This window comes from Herbaspirillum sp. GW821-FHT09A12 (assembly GCF_059418325.1).
Map to the genome: position 1 here is coordinate 106464 of NZ_JBWKPR010000005.1, position 15085 is coordinate 121548.

Below are 15085 nucleotides of genomic sequence, written 5' to 3' on the forward strand. Positions count from 1 at the left end.
TGCGGCAATGAAAAAGCCTCGCGATGCGAGGCTTTTTCAGGTGCTAACCGGGATTAAGCGGCTTGCTGGATGTTCGAAGCTTGCTTGCCTTTGGGGCCTTGCGTGACATCAAACTGGACTTTCTGACCTTCTTTCAGGGTCTTGAAGCCATTCATATTGATGGCCGAGAAGTGAGCGAACAAATCTTCGCCGCCGTCATCCGGAGTGATGAAACCAAAACCTTTGGAATCGTTGAACCACTTGACTGTACCTGTTGCCATAAAAGCATCTTTCAAATTTTAAACTATCACACGAGCCGTTAAAGCAAGAAGCATCGCGCGTCACGCAGCCCCCCTTAAACCGTGCCCCCTTACATACATACCTTCAGCATTGACAAGTAGTAACTACTAATCAATGAATCCATTGTTCTCGCTGGAAATCTAAAAGTCAAGCGGTTTTCAGCTTAAAGTTTGGCCGCTTGTTTCTTGGATGACTACGACGGCCCTTGATTTAGGATAAATCACCGTCATCTGCGCAGCATCTGGAAAACGCGTAATATCTCCCCATCTGGATCTTACGTAATCATTGTGCGTTGCACAGCTTTTGATGGTCAAATAAACGCATGGCAACCAAGCACGAAAATGATGGCGGTACAGTGCTGGAGCGGCAAGAGGCGAAACTTAAGCCGCCCCCTATGTACCAAGTTCTTTTGTTGAACGATGACTATACGCCGATGGAATTCGTCGTCGCCGTCATCCAGGAGTACTTCAACAAAGACCGTGAAACTGCGACGCAGATCATGCTCAAGGTTCACCGCGATGGGAAGGGTATGTGTGGTGTATATCCCAAAGATATTGCATCCACAAAAGTGGAACTCGTTTTAACCCACGCTCGAAAGGCAGGGCATCCCCTGCAATGCGTGATGGAGGAAGCATGATTGCGCAGGAACTTGAAGTCAGTTTGCATATGGCCTTTGTCGAAGCCAGACAATCGCGTCATGAATTCATTACCGTGGAGCACCTGCTGCTCGCGCTGCTGGACAATCCGTCCGCGGCCGAGGTGCTGCGCGCCTGCTCGGTGAATATCGACGATTTGCGCAAAACGCTGACCAATTTTATTACCGACAACACCCCGACCGTGCCCGGCACCAACGAGGTGGACACCCAGCCCACGCTGGGATTCCAGCGCGTCATCCAGCGCGCCATCATGCATGTGCAATCGGCTTCCAACGGCAAGAAGGAAGTGACCGGCGCCAACGTGCTGGTGGCCATCTTCGGCGAGAAGGATTCGCACGCCGTCTACTACCTGCACCAGCAGGGCGTGACCCGCCTGGATGTGGTCAACTTCATTTCGCATGGCGTGCGCAAGGACCAGCAGGCCGATCCGCAGAAGGCGCCGGAAGGCGCCGAGGATGTGCAGGTCGAGGGCCAGCAGAAAGAAAGCCCGCTGGACCAGTTCACGCAGAACCTGAACAAGGCCGCCGCGGAAGGCCGGATCGATCCGCTGATCGGCCGCGAGTCCGAGGTCGAGCGCGTGATCCAGACCCTGTGCCGCCGCCGCAAGAACAATCCGCTGCTGGTCGGCGAAGCCGGCGTGGGCAAGACCGCCATCGCCGAAGGCCTGGCATGGCGCGTGACCCAGGGCGAGGTTCCGGAAATCCTCAAGAACGCCGTCGTGTATTCGCTCGACATGGGCGCATTGCTGGCCGGCACCAAGTATCGCGGCGACTTCGAGCAGCGCCTGAAGGCGGTGTTGAAGCAATTGAAGGACAGCCCCAACGGCATCCTCTTCATCGACGAGATCCATACCATCATCGGCGCCGGTTCGGCCTCGGGCGGTACGCTGGACGCGTCCAACCTGCTCAAGCCGGCGCTCTCCAGCGGCCAGTTGAAGTGCATTGGCGCGACCACCTACACCGAATTCCGCGGCGTGTTCGAAAAGGACCACGCGCTGTCCCGGCGTTTCCAGAAGATCGACGTCAACGAACCGACCGTCGAACAGACTATCCAGATCCTGCGCGGCCTGAAGTCCAAGTTCGAAGAGCACCACGGCGTGAAGTATTCCGCTTCGGCGCTGACCTCGGCGGCTGAACTGGCGGCCCGCTTCATCAATGACCGCCATCTGCCCGACAAGGCGATCGACGTCATCGACGAAGCCGGCGCGGCCCAGCGCATCCTGCCGAAGTCGAAGCAGAAGAAGACCATCGGCAAGTCCGAGATCGAGGAAATCATTTCCAAGATCGCGCGTATCCCGCCGCAATCGGTCAACCAGGACGACCGCGTCAAGCTGCAGACCATCGACCGCGACCTGAAGAACGTGGTGTTCGGCCAGGATCCGGCGATCGAGGCATTGGCGTCGGCCATCAAGATGGCGCGCGCCGGCCTGGGCAAGACCGACAAGCCGATCGGCTCCTTCCTGTTCTCCGGCCCGACCGGAGTGGGCAAGACCGAAGTGGCGAAGCAATTGGCCTTCATCCTGGGCATCGAGTTGGTGCGCTTCGACATGTCCGAATACATGGAGCGCCATGCGGTGAGCCGCCTGATCGGCGCGCCGCCGGGTTATGTCGGTTTCGACCAGGGCGGCCTGCTGACCGAGGCGATCAACAAGAAGCCGCATGCCGTGCTGCTGCTGGATGAAATCGAAAAGGCGCATCCGGATATCTTCAATATCCTGCTGCAGGTGATGGACCATGGCACGCTGACCGATAACAACGGCCGCAAGACCGACTTCCGCAACGTGATCATCATCATGACCACCAACGCGGGCGCCGAGAGCTTGCAGAAGCGCACCATCGGCTTCACCGAGAAGAAGGAAGCCGGCGACGAGATGGTGGATATCAAGCGCATGTTCACGCCTGAATTCCGCAACCGCCTGGACGCCATCATCAGCTTCCGTCCGCTGGATGAAGACATCATCCTGCGCGTGGTCGACAAGTTCCTGATGCAACTGGAAGAGCAGTTGCATGAGAAGAAGGTGGAAGCCGTCTTCTCCGACAGCCTGCGCAAGTTCCTGGGCAAGAAGGGCTTCGATCCGCTGATGGGCGCACGTCCGATGTCGCGCCTGATCCAGGATCTGATCCGCAAGGCGCTGGCCGACGAACTGTTGTTCGGCAAGCTGGTCAGCGGCGGTCGCGTCACTGTCGAGATGGATGATAAGGACCAGGTCAAGCTGGAGTTCCCGGAAGGCGACGACTCGGCGCCTCCCGAAGAGCCGCAGGAAAAGCTGGAAGTGGAATAAGCTTCAGGCCGCAGTCACGAAAAAGCCGGAACATCGTTCCGGCTTTTTCATGCGCGCTTGCCGTGGCAACGATGACGCCTGGGTTGGCGCAGGCTGGAAACAAGAACGGCGCGCAAGGGTCATCCTTGCGCGCCGTTTCTTGCTTGATTAGTTCGCCGTTCAGGGCACCAGCGGCTTGTCCGACTGCTGTTTGGCCTTCACGATCTGCGTCACCTTGTCGATCATCGAGAGGCGATACGCCGTCGATGGGTGCAGGGCCGTATAGCCATTGGTCACGCTGGCCGGATATTGGTCCGACAGGCGCTTCCAGAAGGCCGGCACGTTGTCGATGCTGTAGCCGGCGCGCGCCAGCAGGTAGAGCGAGAGCGTATCGGCGGCCGCGTCGAGATCCTGGGGATAGACGCGGATGCCTGCGGTGCCGGCGGTGGTGGTCGGATCCGGATGCGGCAGCAGCAGGTTGTCGATGACTTCGGCAATGGTCGACACCATGCGCTGGCGGATCGCGTGGCCGAGGATATTGTGGGCCATGTCCTTGGCGATCAGGTAGGCCAGTTCCTCGTCGGTCTGGGTGAATTTGAGCATGCCGCGGGTGATCAGCACGCGGCGGCCGTCGGCATAGGTATTGACGTTGTCGGCGTTGCCCAGCTCGATGCTGAAGGCGCAGGCGAACGTCAGCGGGACATTGATGTTGCGTTGCTGGCCGTTGCGCAGCACGCCCAGGCTGATCGGCGCTTTCTTCACCACCAGCGGGGAGAGCAGCACGGCGGCCTGGCGCTCGGCGTCGGTGCCTTGCGGCATCGGCTTGCCGGCCAACATGACCAGCAGGTCGCCACGCTGGATGCCGGCTTGCTCGGCGCCGCTGCCGGGCAGCACGCCGGTCACCTGCAGGCGATCGTCATAGCCCAGGCTGCGCGCGGTATCGGCATATTCGATGGGGAACGAGTACTTGTTCTTGGCGGTGAAGCCAAGCAGGTTGCGCGCATTGCCGCGGCACAGTTGCGCATTGCTGGTCAACAGCGGCGCCGCCACACGGTACAGGCGATCCTGTTGCGCGATCAGATCGCGCAGTTCCTTTTGCTGAGGGGTTTCCGCCGGCTTGGGCGCTGGCGTCACGACCGCGGCAGGGCTGCCGCTGCTGGCGGCGGGCGCAACGGAGACGCCGGTTTCCTGCGTGGCGCAGGCCGCCAATACGGCCAGCGGCGCCAGTACGGCGAGACTTCTGATCTTCCGCCACGCGGGCAGGTAGGGTACGGACATTCGGTTCTCCATCAGTGTTTGCCTGTGCTGCCGAAACCGCCGGCGCCGCGCGCGCTGCTGTCGAATTCTTCCACCACATTGAAGCCGACCTGCAGTACCGGGACGATCACCAGCTGGGCCAGGCGTTCCATGGGGTTTAGGACAAATTCGGTCGCCCCCCGGTTCCATGTCGAGACCATCAACTGGCCCTGATAGTCGGAATCGATCAGCCCCACCAGGTTGCCGAGCACGATGCCGTGCTTGTGGCCCATCCCGCTGCGCGGCAGGATCACGGCCGCATAGTTGGGATCGGCCAGGTGGATCGCCAGGCCGGTGGGGATCAGGTGGGTGCTGCCGGGGGCGAGCGTCAGCGGCGCGTCGATGCAGGCGCGCAGATCCAGGCCGGCGCTGCCGGGCGTAGCGTAGGCGGGCAACTGGTCTTGCATGCGCGGGTCGAGGATCTTGATGTCGATGGTCTTCATGGAGGCGGAGATCTGCTTCAATAGGGTAAAAAAACATGGCCCGCGAAGGACGCGGGCCGCGGGATTTCAGGTGGCCATGCGGCGCGCGATTTCGCGCACCAGCTGGCGCGCCAGCGTCAGCTTGTCGGCCGGCGGCAGGCTGGCGTGGCCCTGTTCGTCGAACAGCATCAGGGCATTGTCGTCACGGCCGAAGGTCTGGGGGCCGAGGTTGCCCACCAGCAGCGGGATGTTCTTCTTCGCCCGCTTGGCGGCGCCGTATTGTTCGAGGTTCTCCGACTCGGCGGCAAAGCCCACGCAATAGGGGCGCTTGGGCAGGGCCGCGACCTCGGCCAGGATGTCGGGATTTTGTGCGAACTGCAATTGCGGCGCGCCGCCGTCGGCATTCTTCTTCAGCTTTTGCGCGCTGGCGTTGGCCACGCGCCAGTCGGCCACCGCCGCCACCGCGACGAACAGGTCTTGCCCGGCGACGTTGGCCATCACCGCATCATGCATCTGCTGCGCGGTCTGCACGTCGATGCGCTGTACCCCGTGAGGTGGCTGCAGCGCGGTCGGGCCGGACACCAGCGTGACCTCGGCGCCGGCTTCGCGCGCCGCGCGCGCCAGCGCGTAGCCCATCTTGCCGGACGAGAGGTTGGTGATGCCGCGCACCGGGTCGATCGGCTCGAAGGTCGGCCCGGCGGTGAGCAGCACCCGGCGCCCCGCCAGCAACTTGGGCTGGAATGCGGCAATGATGTCTTCCAGCAATTGGGCCGGCTCCAGCATGCGGCCTTCGCCCATTTCGCCGCAGGCTTGCGCGCCGGCGTCGGGGCCCAGCAGCAGGATGCCGTCTTCGCGCAACTGGCGCACGTTGCGCTGGGTGGCCGGGTTCTGCCACATCTCCACATTCATGGCCGGCGCCACCATCAGCGGCACGCGCGCCGGACGCGCGATGCACAGCGTGGAGAGCAGGTCGTCGCAGGCGCCATGCGCCAGCTTGGACATGAAATCGGTGGAGCAGGGCACGATCACGATGGCGTCGGCATCGCGCGTGAGGTCGATGTGCGGCATGTTGTTGGCGATGCGCGCATCCCACTGGTCGGTATAGACCGTGTTGCCGGTCAGCGCCTGCATGGTGACCGTGGTGATGAACTGCGTGGCCGCGGCCGTCATCACCACCTGCACGGCGGCGCCGGCGCGGCCCAGTTCGCGCGCCAGCATGGCGGCCTTGTAGCAGGCCACGCCGCCGGTCAGGCCGAGTACGATTTTCTTGCCAGCGAGATCCATGTCTTGTCCCTTGTCCCTGATGAGGCGAACGGCGGGTTCTTTACTTTTTGGAAACCCGGCGCAGTTCGTCCACGACGAACAATACCGCACCTACGCAAATCGCACTATCGGCCAGGTTGAAGGCCGGCCAGTGCCAGTTGCCGACATAGACGTCGAGGAAGTCGATCACATGGCCGTAGGCGACGCGGTCGATCACGTTGCCGATGGCGCCGCCCAGGATCAGCGCCAGCGCCCAGCAGAACATGCGCTGCCCGGGGTGCTTGCGCAGCAGGTGGACGATGAAGATCGCGGCGACGATGCCGATGGCGGTAAACAGGTAACGCTGCCAGCCGCCGCTGGCAGCCAGGAAGCTGAAGGCCGCGCCCTTGTTGTAGACCAGCACGAGATTGAAGAAACCGGTCACCGGCAGCGATTCGCCATAGTGGAACAGCTTGAGGACGGTGATCTTGGTGAGCTGGTCCAGCAGCAGGACGATGGCGGCGATGCCGATCCACGGCAAGAGGCCCGACAGCGAGGCGGAGGGGCCGGAGGAAGAGGAGGAGCGCTTTTTGGTTGCCATGAGAGTTCTGGTTGAAGGCTGGGACGCCGTCCTGCGCCGGGGAGCCAGGCGCAGGACGGCTTGCATCGGTCAGGTCAGGCGAAGCGGCGTTGCTCGCCCTGGCCGAACAGGTTGGCGAAGCAGCGGCCGCACAGGCCGGGATGCTCGGCATGAGACCCGACATCGGCGCGATAGTGCCAGCAGCGTTCGCATTTCTGGTGGGTCGAAGGCGTGACGACCACGGCTTCTTCTTCCACGGATGCGACCTGGGTCACGCGGGCCGCGGAAGTGATCAGCACGAATTTCAGGTCGTCGCCCAGGCTTTCCAGCACCGCCGCCTTGTCGCCGGCGGCCTTGACTTCGACTTCGGCCTGCAGCGAGGAACCGATGTTGCCGGCGATGCGCACTTCTTCCAGTTGCTTGGTCACCGTCGCGCGCACTTCATGCAGCACCGCGAACTTGGCCAGCAGCGCGTCGGCATCCGCCATCTCGGGCAGGGCATAGTAAGTCTGCGAGAAGATGGTTTCGCCGCTTTGCTCGAAGGCTTCCCTGTCGGCGAAGAAGCTCCATGCCTCTTCCGCGGTGAACGACAGGATCGGCGCCATCAGGCGCAGCAGCGCCTGGGTGATGTGCCAGATCGCGGTCTGCGCGGAGCGGCGCGCGGCCGATTCGACGCCGCTGGTGTACAGGCGGTCCTTGAGGATGTCGAGGTAGAAGCCGCCCAGGTCTTCCGAGCAATACATCTGCAGCTTGGCCACCACCGGGTGGAATTCGTAGGCGTCGAAGTGCGTCAGCACCTCGGCCTGCAGGCGCGCCATGTTGGCGATCGCGTAGCGGTCGATTTCCAGCAGTTCGGCCATCGGCACGGCGTGCCGGACCGGATCGAAGTCCGAGGTGTTGGCCAGCAGGAAGCGCAGCGTGTTGCGGATGCGGCGGTAGGATTCGGTGACGCGCTTCAAGATTTCATCGGAGATCGAGATCTCGCCGGAGTAATCGCTCGACGCCACCCACAGGCGCAGGATTTCCGCGCCCAGCGAGTCGGCCACCTTTTGCGGCTCCACCCCGTTCTTGAGCGACTTGGACATCTTGCGGCCTTCGCCGTCCACTACGAAACCGTGCGTGAGCAAGGCCTTGTAGGGCGCGCGGCCGTTGAGCATGGCGGAGGTCAGCAGCGACGAGTGGAACCAGCCGCGGTGCTGGTCCGAACCTTCCAGGTAGAGGTCGGCCGGGAATTGCAGCTCCTGCTTGTGGGAGCCGCGCAGCACGGTCTGGTGGGTCGAGCCGGAGTCGAACCAGACATCCAGCGTGTCCTTGTTCTTGAGGTACTGGTCGGCCTCGTCGCCCAGCAATTCCTTCGGATCCAGCGCCTGCCAGGCTTCGATGCCGCCTTGTTCGATGCGCTGCGCCACCTGCTCGATCAGCTCGGGCGTGCGCGGGTGCAGTTCGCCGGTTTCCTTGTGCACGAAGAAGGCCATCGGCACGCCCCATTGGCGTTGGCGCGACAGCGTCCAGTCCGGACGGTTGGCGATCATGCCGTGCAGGCGCGCCTTGCCCCAGGCCGGGAAGAAGGCGGTGTCCTCGACGCTTTGCAGCGCGGTTTCGCGCAGGTTCTTGCCGCCGTCCCTGGGCGCGTTGTCCATGCTGGCGAACCATTGCGAGGTGGCGCGATAGATGATCGGCGTCTTGTGGCGCCAGCAGTGCATGTAGCTATGGTCGAACATCACCAGCTTGAACAGCGCGCCGGTTTCTTCCAGCTTGGCGCAGATCGGCTTGGAGGCTTCCCAGATGGTCAGGCCGGCGAACAGCGGCAATGTCGAGGCATAGCGGCCATCGCCCATGACCGGGTTGATGAAGTCGTCATCCTTCATGCCGTGCGCCTTGCACGAGATGAAGTCTTCGATGCCGTAGGCCGGCGCCGAGTGGACGATGCCGGTGCCGCTGTCGGCAGTCACGTAGTCGCCCAGGTAGACCGGCGACAGGCGGTCGTAGTCTTGGTCGGCCGCCGCCAGCGGATGGCGGAACGCGATCAGCGACAGCGCTTCGCCCCTGGCGGTGGCGATGACCTTGCCTTGCAGGCCGTAGCGTTGCAGGCAAGCCTCGACCAGGTCATGGGCCAGAATCAGCAGCAGCGGTTCGCCGTTGCGCTCGGTCTGCACCAGCGCGTAGTCGAATTCCGGATGCACGTTGAGCGCCTGGTTGGACGGGATGGTCCAGGGCGTGGTGGTCCAGATGACGATGTAGCCTTTATCCGCCGGCAGTTTGGCAAGGCCGAAGGCCTTGGCGATCTTGTCGTGTTCGGCGAACGGGAAGCCGACGTCGATGGCCGGATCGCGCTTGTCCTGGTATTCCACTTCCGCCTCGGCCAGCGCCGAACCGCAGTCGAAGCACCAGTTCACCGGCTTGAGGCCGCGGTAGACGTAACCCTTCTCCAGGATGGTGCCGAGCGCGCGCAGCTCGTCGGCCTCATTGGAGAAGTTCATGGTCTTGTACGGATTGTCCCATTCGCCCAGCAGGCCGAGGCGGATGAAGTCCTTCTTTTGCAGTTCGATCTGCTCGTTGGCGTAGGCGCGCGCCTTGGCTTGCACTTCGGCCACCGGCAGGTTCTTGCCGTACTTCTTCTCGATCTGGATCTCGATGGGCATGCCGTGGCAATCCCAGCCCGGCACGTATGGCGCGTCGAAGCCGGCCATGTTGCGGGCCTTGACGATCATGTCCTTCAAGATCTTGTTGACTGCGTGGCCCAGGTGGATCTCGCCGTTGGCGTACGGCGGGCCGTCATGCAGGATGAACTTGGGGCGGCCGGCGGAAGCCTTGCGGATGCGCTCGTAGATTTTCTTTTCCTGCCATTGCTTGACCCATTGCGGCTCGCGCTTGGCCAGGTCGCCGCGCATCGGGAACGCGGTCTCGGTCATGTTGACCGGGTACCTGGAGGACGCCTTGCCCGGTTTTTCCTGCTTGCCCGGCTTGGCCGGCGATTCGTTGTTCGACATGACAAATTTCTCTGATGGATGCTGGTTGATTCAGGTGGCGCCGCACGGGGCGCGGCGCAAATACGGGGAACTACGGAGAACTGGAACGGAGAGCTGGACGGCGGCTGGCGTCAAGACCGGCCGGCTGCCAGCGTCAAATTCGGTCGGTCGCCGAAATGGCGAAGCCGGCGTTTTCCCGGAAATAGGCGCGCGCCTGTTCAGCATCGCGCGCGATGGCCGCGGTCAGCGTGGGCAGGTCGATGTACTTCTCTTCGTCGCGCAGTTTCTTCAGGAAATCCACGCGCAAGAGCTTGCCGTAGCAATCGCCCTGGAAGTCCAGCAAGTGGGTTTCCAGCAGCACGCGGCCGCTGTCGTCCACCGTCGGGCGCACGCCCAGGCTGGCCACCGCCGGCAGCGGATGGTCGCCGATGCCGTGCACCTGCACCACGAAGATGCCCGACAGCGCCGGATGCTTGTGGCCCACGCGCATGTTCAGCGTCGGGAAACCGATGGTGCGGCCCAGTTTCTTGCCGTGCACCACATGGCCGCTGATCGCGTAGGGATGGCCCAGCAACTGGCGCGCCAGTCCAAAATCGCCCGCGGCCAGCGCCGCGCGCACGGCCGAAGAAGAAATGCGCACGCCGGCATTGGTCACGGTCGGCATGGAGTGCACTTCAAAGCCGTATTTCTTGCCCGCTTCGATCAGGGTATCCAGGTTGCCGGCGCGCCGCGCGCCGAAGCAGAAGTCGTCGCCGACCATCAGCCAGCGCACGTGCAGGCCTTGCACCAGGATCTTTTCGATGAAATCTTGCGGCGAGAGCGCGGCGAAATGGCTGCCGAAATGTTCGACGATCACCCGGTCGATGCCGGAGTCTGCCAGCGACTGCAGCTTGTCGCGCAGGTTGGCGATACGCGCCGGCGCGTTTTCCGGCTTGCCCGCCAGTTGCGCGAAGAATTCGCGCGGATGCGGTTCGAAGGTCATCACCGCGGCGTCCAGCCCCAGGCGGCCCGCGGCCTCGCGCACGCGCGCCAGCAGCGCCTGGTGGCCGAGATGCACGCCGTCGAAGTTGCCGATGGTCAGCGCGCAGGGCGCGCGCGATTCGGCGTTGGGAAGTCCGCGAAATACCTTCATTCAAGCACGGGAAAGTGGCTGTATTACAAAAGCCTTCCATTATAAATGTTTTCGGAGGCTTTCCCTGATTTGGTGGCGGGATGGACGCATTCAAGCGCCAGGCATGGGGATTTCTTGCCGGAAAGATGTTGTTATTACAATGTTGCGCTGCTCAGCGCTGCGCCTGCAGCGGTTCCGGTTCCTGCTCCTGGCGCGCCTCGGCCAGCATCCAGATGGTGATCTTGCGCACTTCCAGCTTGCTCTGGGTGATATGGGCGCGCAGCAGGATCTGCGCCTCGGTGGAGCGGCGCTTGGCCACCAGTTGCAGGATCTTGGCGTGTTCCTCGTAGGTCGCCTCGATGCGCTTCTTCTTGAGGAAGTCCAGCCGGCGCACGATGCGGATCTTCTCGGTGACTTCGGTATGCACCCGGGTCATCTCCTCGTTGCCGGCCGCCGCCACCAGGTTGGTATGGAAGGCTTCATCGAGCTCGGCCACCTTGACGGCATCGCTCTCGCGCGCTTCCGGCGCGACCAGCCAGACGGCATTGAGCTGTTGCAGGCCGGCCGCTGGCGCATGCTGCTGGCACAGCTTGTCCAGTGCCGCCATCTCCAGCACGATGCGCAGGTCGTAGAGGTTGTCCAGCCGGCCGAAGTCGATCGGACGGACCTTCCAGCCGCGGCGGAAACCCACCTCCAGGTAACCTTCCCGCTGCAGCCGGAACAGCGCATCGCGCAGCGGTGTGCGCGAGACGCCCTGGCGCTGCGCCATCTCGGTCTCGGTGAAATTGTCGCCCGGCAGCAGGCGGAAATTGAAGATGTCGTCCTTGAGCCGGTTGTAGACCTGTTCGGCGAGTGGGTTGGCGACGTTGACGGTCATGGCTGGCGTGGATCGATATCGGTGGGTCGGCGCATGGGATGCATGGAGCGTTCGGGTCAAGCCATCCGGCTGACATGGGCGGCGACGATGCGCCAGCCTTCATCCATGCGCACCCAGGTTTGCATCTGGCGGCCGGTTTTATCGGAAGTGTGGTCGGTGAACTCGGTCGACACCGTAGCATAGTCGGTGCCGAAGGTCGTGACAACGGTGCGCTGCAGCTTGCGCGAGGCCGGCACCGGCGTACAGGTCTTGCGGTACTGGCGGATCGCCTCGCCGCCCAGCAGCACCTCGGCCACGCCGTAGCGCACCGTCTGCGGGTCGTACCAGAACCAGCGGTCCAGCGCGGGGATGTCATTGGCGAGCAGCGCGTACTCGTAGTCGGCGAAGGCCCGTTCGATCTCGGCCACCACCTGCGGCAGGTTCACTTGCATCATGCGGCTTCTCCTGTGCCCAACTGCGGCGGCAATGCCCGCCGTACTTCTGCCAGCGATGCCTGCCAGCCGACGATGCCGCCCTGGGCCGTCAGCATGGCCAGCGTGGCCTGGTGGAATACCGGGAAATAACTGGCGCAGGCGTCTTCCACGATCAGGCATTCGTAACCGCGGTCGTTGGCTTCGCGCATCGAGGTCTGCACGCAGACTTCGGTGGTCACGCCGGCCAGCAGCAGGTGCGTAATGCCGCGCGCCTGCAATTGCGCGTGCAGGTCGGTGGCGTAGAAAGCGCCCTTGCCGGGCTTGTCGATGACGATTTCGCCATGCACGGGCGCCAGCAGCGGCAGGATCTGGTTGCCCGGTTCGCCGCGCACCAGGATGCGGCCCATCGGGCCGATGTCGCCGATGCCCAGCGTCGGATTGCCGCGCAAGCGCTTGGCCGGCGGGCAGTCGGAGAGATCCGGCAGGTGCGACTCGCGCGTGTGGACCACCAGCATGCCGGCGCCGCGCGCGGTGGCCAGCAGCGCCGCCACCGTGGGGACGATCGCGGCCAGCGCACCGACATCGTTGCCGAGCGCGCTGCCGAAACCGCCTTCCTCGACGAAGTCGCGTTGCATGTCGATCACTAGCAGCGCGGTGCTGCCCGGATCGAAACGATAGGGATAGGGATGCGCGGCGACGCTGTTCATGCTGCCTCCTGTTGTTGTGCTTGGCCGTGGTGGCCGGCCATCCAGCGGCCCAGCCCGGCGCGGTCGGCGCCCCGCGTGGCGACTTCTTCGGCGGCATGCACGATGCGGCCCCCGGTCATCACCAGGATGCGGTCGGACAGTTCCAGCAGCTCATCCAGGTCTTCGCTCACCAGCAGCACGGCCGCGCCGCGCGCGCGCGCCTGCAGCAGCCGTACATGGATGTCTGCCACCGAGGCGAAGTCGAGTCCGAATACCGGGTTGGCCACGATCAGCACGTTCGCCGCGGCGTGATGATTGGCATCGCCCAGCTCGCGCGCCAGCACCGCGCGCTGCACGTTGCCGCCGGAGAGCGTGCCGATGGCGCGCTCGGGCAGCGGCGGCTTGACGTTGAAGGCGGCGATCAGGCTTTGCGCCTGGCGTCGCATGGCGCCGCGGTCGACGCGCCAGCCGCCGCGCTTGCAAGGTGCGACGTCGAAGTTGCGCAACGCCATGTTCTCGGCCACGCTCATGCCCGGGATGCAGGCGTTGCGCAGCGGCTCCTCGGGCAGGGCGAACACGCGCAGCCGGCGCATTTCCTCGCGGCTGGCGCGATAGTCCGCGCCGTCCACTTGCACGCTGCCCTCCAGGCGCCGGCGCTGGCCGAGCAGGGCTTCCACCAGCTCTTTCTGGCCATTGCCGGAGATGCCGGCCAGGCCGACGATCTCGCCGCGCTTCACTTGCAGCGACAAATCGCGCACGGCCGCCACGCCGCGGTCGTTGTTGACGGTCAAGCCGGCGACTGCCAGGCCGGCCGGCGCGTCGGCCGGCACTGGCGCGCGCTGCGCGGCAGCCTTCTCTTCGCGCGCCTGGCCCATCATCCAGTGCGCCAGCTCGGCCGGGCTGGTGTCGGCCACCTTCGCGCTGCCCACCAACTGGCCTTTGCGCAGTACGGTGACGTCATCGGCGTAGGCTGTCACTTCATGAAATTTGTGGGTGATCATCAGCACCGTCAGTTCCTGCCTGCGCGTCAATGCATGCATCAGGCCGAGCACTTCATCGGCCTCCTGCGGGGTGAGCACCGAGGTCGGTTCGTCGAGGATCAGCAGGCGCCGGCGCAGGTAGAGCTGCTTCAGGATTTCCAGCTTCTGCTTTTCGCCGGCAGACAGTCCGCTGACCGGGCGATCCGGCTCCAGCCGGAACGGCATCGCCGCCATGAATTCGCGCAGCACCGCGCGTTCGCGCGGCCAGCGGATGCGCCAGGGCAGGTCGCCGCGCGCGAGCAGCAGGTTCTCCGCCACCGACAAGCTGGGCGCCAGCGTGAAGTGCTGGTAGACCATGCCGATGCCGAGCTGGTTGGGCACGCGCGGGCCGCGGATTTCCACCTCGCGGCGGTCGGCCTGGATGCTGCCCTGGTCGAGCGGGCTATAGCCCACCAGGCCCTTGACCAGCGTGCTTTTCCCCGCGCCGTTCTCGCCCAGCAAGGCGTGGATGGTGCCGGCGCGTATCTTCAGCGATACCTCGTCCAGCGCGCGGAAACTCCCAAAGGACTTGCCGGCGCCGATGATCTCCAGTTCAAGCGCGTGCATGGCGGCCTCCTATTTGCCGATGGCGTCGATCAGCGCGGCCGCGTCCGATACCGCGCCGAACACGCCGCCTTGCATCTTGATCATCGACAGCGCGGCCAGGTGGTTGCCGTGGTCGGTGGCGCCGCAGCAGTCGGCCAGCATCACGCATTCGAAGCCGCGGTCGTTGGCCTCGCGCATGGTGGTATGCACGCAGACGTCGGTGGTGATGCCGGTCAGCACGATGTTGCGGATGCCGCGCGTGTGCAGCACCAGCTCCAGGTCGGTGGCGCAGAACGAGCCCTTGCCGGGTTTGTCGATGATGATCTCGCCGGGCAGAGGCGCCAGCTCGGGGATGATTTCCCAGCCAGGCTCGCCGCGCACCAGGATCTTGCCGCAGGGGCCGGCATCGCCGATGCCGATGCCGTTGGCGCCGATCTGGCGCGAGCGCCAGCGCTTGTTGGCCGGCAGGTCGGAGAGGTCGGGGCGGTGGCCTTCACGGGTGTGGATGATGGTGTAGCCGCTGGCGCGCATGGCGACCAGCACTTTCTTGATCGGTTCGATGGGCGCGCGCGTGAGCGAGAGGTCGTAGCCCATCTTGTCCACATAGCCGCCGATGCCGCAGAAGTCGGTCTGCATGTCGATCACGATCAGCGCGGTGTTGGCCGGCGCCAGCGCGCCGTCGTAGGGCCAGGCGTAGGGTTCGGCCTTGATGAAGAGTTCGGGCATGTG

Annotated in this window: 14 protein-coding genes; 2 read left to right on the forward strand and 12 right to left on the reverse strand. The window is 64.0% G+C overall.

Annotation, left to right across the window (positions count from 1 at the left end; genetic code table 11):
- Positions 1-53: 53 nt before the first annotated feature.
- Positions 54-260: a cold-shock protein gene (locus tag AC07N6_RS14100; RefSeq protein WP_141917199.1), complete on the reverse strand. Its 207-nt coding sequence runs from the start codon at positions 258-260 to the stop codon at positions 54-56.
- A 341-nt stretch (positions 261-601) separates the two neighbouring features.
- Between AC07N6_RS14100 and clpS the strand changes: the two genes are divergently transcribed.
- The gene (gene clpS, locus AC07N6_RS14105) at positions 602-916 is read left to right on the forward strand and encodes an ATP-dependent Clp protease adapter ClpS (RefSeq protein ID WP_050468104.1); all 315 of its coding nucleotides are present in this window, start codon (positions 602-604) and stop codon (positions 914-916) included.
- Positions 913-3216 (forward strand): ATP-dependent Clp protease ATP-binding subunit ClpA, encoded by a 2304-nt coding sequence (gene clpA / locus AC07N6_RS14110; protein WP_494782520.1) that lies wholly within the window; start codon positions 913-915, stop codon positions 3214-3216. Before clpS ends, clpA begins: the two co-directional genes overlap by 4 nt.
- A 159-nt stretch (positions 3217-3375) precedes the next feature.
- Here clpA and AC07N6_RS14115 read toward each other — a convergent pair whose 3' ends face one another.
- The 11 genes from AC07N6_RS14115 to biuH form a co-directional block, all read right to left on the reverse strand.
- Positions 3376-4473: a M48 family metalloprotease gene (locus AC07N6_RS14115; RefSeq protein ID WP_494782521.1), complete on the reverse strand. Its 1098-nt coding sequence runs from the start codon at positions 4471-4473 to the stop codon at positions 3376-3378.
- Positions 4474-4484: 11 nt separating this feature from the next.
- On the reverse strand, positions 4485-4934 hold the full coding sequence (dut, locus tag AC07N6_RS14120; RefSeq protein ID WP_494782522.1) for a dUTP diphosphatase: 450 nt from the start codon (positions 4932-4934) through the stop codon (positions 4485-4487).
- 66 nt (positions 4935-5000) lie between these two features.
- Positions 5001-6197, reverse strand: a complete 1197-nt coding sequence (gene coaBC / locus AC07N6_RS14125; RefSeq protein ID WP_494782523.1) for a bifunctional phosphopantothenoylcysteine decarboxylase/phosphopantothenate--cysteine ligase CoaBC — start codon at positions 6195-6197, stop codon at positions 5001-5003.
- A gap of 40 nt (positions 6198-6237) precedes the next feature.
- A complete protein-coding gene (lspA, locus tag AC07N6_RS14130; RefSeq protein WP_494782524.1) occupies positions 6238-6756 on the reverse strand; it encodes a signal peptidase II in 519 nt (172 codons plus the stop codon).
- Between the two features lie 74 nt (positions 6757-6830).
- Complete coding sequence (gene ileS, locus AC07N6_RS14135) at positions 6831-9725, reverse strand: isoleucine--tRNA ligase (RefSeq protein ID WP_494782525.1); 2895 nt, start codon at positions 9723-9725, stop codon at positions 6831-6833.
- 133 nt (positions 9726-9858) lie between these two features.
- Complete coding sequence (locus AC07N6_RS14140; protein ID WP_494782526.1) at positions 9859-10836, reverse strand: bifunctional riboflavin kinase/FAD synthetase; 978 nt, start codon at positions 10834-10836, stop codon at positions 9859-9861.
- 151 nt (positions 10837-10987) lie between these two features.
- The gene (locus AC07N6_RS14145) at positions 10988-11692 is read right to left on the reverse strand and encodes a GntR family transcriptional regulator (protein WP_494782527.1); all 705 of its coding nucleotides are present in this window, start codon (positions 11690-11692) and stop codon (positions 10988-10990) included.
- Positions 11693-11748: 56 nt separating this feature from the next.
- On the reverse strand, positions 11749-12126 hold the full coding sequence (gene hpxZ, locus AC07N6_RS14150) for an oxalurate catabolism protein HpxZ (protein WP_494782528.1): 378 nt from the start codon (positions 12124-12126) through the stop codon (positions 11749-11751).
- Positions 12123-12812: a cysteine hydrolase family protein gene (locus tag AC07N6_RS14155; protein ID WP_494782529.1), complete on the reverse strand. Its 690-nt coding sequence runs from the start codon at positions 12810-12812 to the stop codon at positions 12123-12125. Before AC07N6_RS14155 ends, hpxZ begins: the two co-directional genes overlap by 4 nt.
- A complete protein-coding gene (locus AC07N6_RS14160; protein ID WP_494782530.1) occupies positions 12809-14377 on the reverse strand; it encodes an ABC transporter ATP-binding protein in 1569 nt (522 codons plus the stop codon). The genes AC07N6_RS14155 and AC07N6_RS14160 overlap by 4 nt, the downstream gene beginning before the upstream one ends.
- Before the next feature lie 9 nt (positions 14378-14386).
- The gene (gene biuH, locus AC07N6_RS14165) at positions 14387-15082 is read right to left on the reverse strand and encodes a biuret amidohydrolase (protein WP_494782531.1); all 696 of its coding nucleotides are present in this window, start codon (positions 15080-15082) and stop codon (positions 14387-14389) included.
- Positions 15083-15085: the final 3 nt, after the last annotated feature.